This is a genomic window from Aeromonas sp. HMWF015 (assembly GCF_963878965.1).
Classification (GTDB): Bacteria; Pseudomonadota; Gammaproteobacteria; order Enterobacterales; family Aeromonadaceae; genus Aeromonas; species Aeromonas veronii.
The window spans coordinates 1-4,664 of record NZ_CAWNZT010000211.1 but is presented as its reverse complement, the minus strand read 5'-3'; the positions used below and the strand labels follow the sequence as shown (position 1 = coordinate 4,664).

Here is a 4,664-nt window from a genome sequence, read left to right as displayed (position 1 = left end):
CATATTTGAACGAAGTGCCATAGTGCATATCAATCATATATTGGCGCATTGCACCGATCGATTGAATCGTACATTGTTGGAAGTCCTGTACCTGAGGCAAGAAGGAGGTGAAATAGAGCTTGCCTTGCAACACCAAACCAGCCCCCATTGATTTTTCACCGCTTTCATTGAGCCAGAATTTCCATCCTAACTTGCTGGTCAACGCCTTGGTGGTGTTTACGATCTGCTCTTCATTCAAACCCGTAAAGGGATCGCTGGTCACATCGTAGAGATCGTTCAGTGTGATACTTGATGGCACCGCTGGTTCAGACGTTGCCCCAAACAAGGTTGGATTAACATTGTAGTCACGTAGCATCACATACACATTTTGGGTTGTCGCCTCCGAGGAGGGGCGGTTTCTATCACCACTGCCTATCAATACGGCATCAAACGGACGCTCGCTGTAAAGATAATTTGTCCCATCATACTTCCAACCTTTATTGATCGTGCGCACCAATACGGGCTGGGTAAAGAAACGGCGATCATCTTCCAGCTTCTTGGCAGTTCCACTTAAATGTGCATTTCCCAAACTGGCAAACTTGATGGCCGTCCATTTGGATTTTTCTGTCCCCTTCATGTCGATGCGCCAGATCTGACCGCCGGTATCACCCGCATAAACCCGGTCAGATACACCATCTCCATCGCTGTCCAGCACAGAAACAGCGCCTGGCATGCTATAAACCATGCCTGCGACCTGTTTGTTGGTTGCACTGGCCACATCTGGGGTAAAGCTTAACAACAGCGTGCCGGCCTCAGCATCCACGATATAAATACCCAACCCTTCACTGTCTTCAGCCCCCTGGCCCAAATAGCTCTTGGCCTGATCATAACCTCCAGAGAATATCAGGACTGGCTTATAGGTTTTTTTACCATTGGTTTCTGTGTAATAACCAGGAATGAACGCAACCTCGGGGATCGACCAGGTCTCGCCCAGGTTGCTGAAACCGGCGCTGTTTTTATCCAACCGCCACATAAGCGAAGGGGAGTCCGGATCGGATATATTCAACGCATAATAGGCCTTGCCACCACCGCGCAACCCGGTAAATAACCACACTTTGTCACCTTGTGACGACTTGATATGACCATCTTTGACTTGCTCATTGACCAGCACAGTGGGCGATGAATCTACACCATATAGATGAGCCGATGAATCCAGGGTTTCTCGCAGCGCTTTCTGATTGGCAATAAATTGATAGGGCATAACGGCCCAGCTTTCATCAACCGTGGTGCCACTGTCTTTAAACATATGCAAGAAGCCGGCATTACTTCCCATCACAATGCGCAAGTCAGGTGTACATGTAGTCTGTCCTGTCGACTTTGTACAACCGTAGTTGATCACTAATGGCCGTGAATGCAACGGGTCACCAAGAATATGCTCCCGATTATCTGTTCTATCACCATCCTGATTCTCATCAAACGCATCAATACCCTTGGTCCAATTAAGCAGGTCATCCATGCTATCAGCACTATCAAGTTTCATGACAGTGCGTAGCTGCGTTGCCCCGCCTGCCATACCCTCAAGAGCAGACTTGCTAAAGGGAGTTAATGTATTAGTGGAAGGGGGAATAATATAAAGATTGCGATTGGTTTTAGCTGCCAGCATCTCTTGTACCCCACCCTCGGCAACCTTGTTACCATCACTGGTGGATGACCAATAGGTTCTTGCTGACTCAAGAATTGTTCCATCACTGGATATCGCAGGTAAGCCACTCTGATCGACTACATAACCCTTATCTGGATTCAGAACCAGCTTTTTAAGATTGCCCTTCCATCGTGGACCAGAACCAGGCTCAAACATTGCATAATAAATATTATTCAGACTGCGAGTACGGTCAAAGTTATTAGTGGCAATGGCGGGAGAGACCAACGAGGTATTCATTTTCAAGATAGCTAGTAATGATGATTTTAATGCTTCGTTAAGTTGGGTTGCATCGGTTGCTGGATAGTATTTACCCCCACCACGACGAGCGGTCTCTGCCAATAATGCACCGGCCCCCTTAATTGCTTCATCTCCAAAACCCACGGTGAATGTTGTGACTGTTTGTTTGCCTATAGCCGAGGTGTTTACATCATTGTTTTTCATATATCCGGCAAGTGCAGCAAGATAGCTTTTTTCACCAGAAGACCCATAACTAACCAAGCCGCCATAAGCAACCTTATCCTCTGTAGATAACGTGCTGATCAGGTTGGCGACAAGGGAATCTGCTGCTTTATCATTGGTTGGTTCACCATCTGTCATATAGATGATATAACCATTATTGGAGCATTTATCATAGGGGGTTTTATATATACCCGATGTTACTTCAGCATTGCTATCCCGCTTGGGAGTACGATTTACATCATCGTCACCAAAGTACACCCCCAAACCGCCAAAGTATCTATATGATTCATATAGTGTTTCACACAAGGGAGTCCAAGTGTCAGAGCTCAAACTATTTACCTTGTCAATCAAATCCTGCGCACCGGTTTTACCAGAGGTGAGGATGGCATCGTTACCTACAATATTGCGGATTATTCTTCCGCCATTTCTACTACCTGGTTCATTGCCATCATTGTAGTTAAAAACAGCCAGACCAAAATCGACAGCTGGCGTAGCCAAAACCAGTTCTTTGACTGCATCCTGAGCAACTTTCAATCGAGTTTGTGTTGACACACCTGTACTACCGTAATACCAACGGACATAATTTGCCGTAAATAATGAGATCTGGGTAGAACTACCACTAGCAAGAGCATTGGCTACATTTGATGTGTAAAACCAGCTTCCCGTTGTGCGATTTGGCTTGTCAACGGGATAACCATCAACAATATATGTTGAATATGGACCTGAATATTGATTGTTTGCGTTTTTCTCATCAATATCTTGCTGGCAATCTGCAATTATTATACTGTAAATATCAAAATCATTTAGAGAACGCCAACGCCCCTTTCTATTTTTATCATATATTTCATATCCCCAAACTCGTGACTGAAATCGGCCCACATTATTTAGAGGGTCTTTAGATGTCGCACATGCATTTAAATTCTCACTAAAACGTTTGGTACTGTTGATAGTGGGAACTTTTCCATCACTGGAGAAATAGATGAAGCGATTACTATTATTAACATCTGGATCATTAGCCAATGATGGATAACTTATCGATGAGTCATAAGGCTCTTTAGCAACTTCGGTTGTATTTTTCATACTCCCCGAGTTATCGAAAATAAAGAGCACCTTAGGGCGGAAGTCCCCCGCCTTGGCAAAGTCATAAATAAACAACTCGGTATCATCGGAATAACCAGTACCTACCGCCAAAGATCCCCCTGATATTCCGCAACACAATACCAGCAAGCTTGTAAACAAACAGTTCCTTATGTTCATCACCCGCTCCCTAATTGGCACTGAGCAGGGGTTGTTCTACCCCGGCAGTAAAGGTCATTTGGCTATTCACCTTGCCATAAGCACTGGATGTGGTGGCTTCAGCATAACGACAAGCTGGCGTTACATTCTGGCTACTGGCTTCAAATTTACGTTTGCATACACTTTCTGTATTGACGGTCAGAGTTGTAGCTGGAGTAGTAGTGCCTATTGCAGCTGAAACCCCAATAGCCTGTGTAGCAATTTGTGTTGAAAGAGAAGTATCGCTCAATGCAGACTCCAGAGTACCTTCAACTTCGTGCTCTGCCCGTTGCAAACTGGCACTAGAACCCGCCATCTTCAGACTCATACCGCTAGATTGCATGACAACTACCGCAATCAGAGTCAAGGGAACCAGAATAACCAGTGCAACAATCAATGCTACACCCTGGTTTTTTTTAACCAATCTCATGTTCCACCTCGGGTGGTTATTTGTTGATTGCGTAATGCAATACTGCTTTCCAAGAGCAGACGGCGATAACCATCACCACCACCATTAACCGTAATATTACCGAGTTGATAGCTATTATTATTCTTGTAGCGACTTGATTCCCGAGCTGCTCTAATCAGCAAGAAAAGCCGAGCACCCAATACTCGCCCCTCATTCCAGCGCTGTGTTGTCATTTGGTCCGTTGACATATATCTGTCTATGCGTCCATCAGGGATCAAGGAATCGTCAACACCATACATCAGCACCATATGTTCAACGCCTTCGGCCATAGCACCACCAATCAGAGCAGCACCACCATTGACGGTCAAATAGCGCTTGCGTAAAACAGGAATACCATCTTCTTGTGATAGGTAATAAATGTAGTGCTGGTATTCCCAGACCTGGCTCTCATTATTGGCACCAAAGAGTGGTCTGGTTTCGCTTCCCTTGATGACTCTCGCCTCCTGACTATTGGTTGCCATATAAAAGCGGTTTGTATCCAATCCCTCTGATGCTGGTATAGGACGCCCTACCAGTCGCTTGATACTGATTACATCGGAGTTTGCCACTCGATCGTTGGCATCAATACAAGTAAAACCACTCAATCCTTTGCTTGCGGAGACCCGTGAAACCCAAAGTCCGCGAATTGGCCCAAGAGGTGATGGCAAACTACCGACAGTGCGCTCATCCAGACAATCGCTACTGGCAGGAACAATGCTGTCAGCACTGAGGCTCAGAGAAGAACCAACTTGTGTTGACTGACCAGTATAAGCTCCAAAAAAACCAGCCCATTTGATATCC

General features: G+C 45.5%; 3 protein-coding genes. All 3 read right to left on the bottom strand.

Annotated features, from left to right (window positions below; all coding sequences use genetic code 11):
• A partial coding sequence (locus tag AACS18_RS11495; protein ID WP_108614306.1) for a pilus assembly protein occupies positions 1–3,397 on the bottom strand: 3,397 nt, incomplete at its 3' end.
• A 10-nt stretch (positions 3,398–3,407) separates the two neighbouring features.
• Entirely contained in the window at positions 3,408–3,845 is a 438-nt protein-coding gene (gene tppD, locus AACS18_RS11490; RefSeq protein ID WP_108614305.1) for a type IVa pilus pseudopilin TppD, read from the bottom strand.
• The coding region (locus tag AACS18_RS11485) for a PilW family protein (protein ID WP_108614304.1) at positions 3,842–4,664 on the bottom strand (823 nt) is incomplete at its 5' end. The genes tppD and AACS18_RS11485, both read right to left, overlap by 4 nt.

Bases quoted from the DNA above. Each gene is read 5' to 3' on its own strand.
- tppD (WP_108614305.1), bottom strand. From the start codon at position 3,845: ATGAGATTGGTTAAAAAAAACCAGGGTGTAGCATTGATTGTTGCACTG.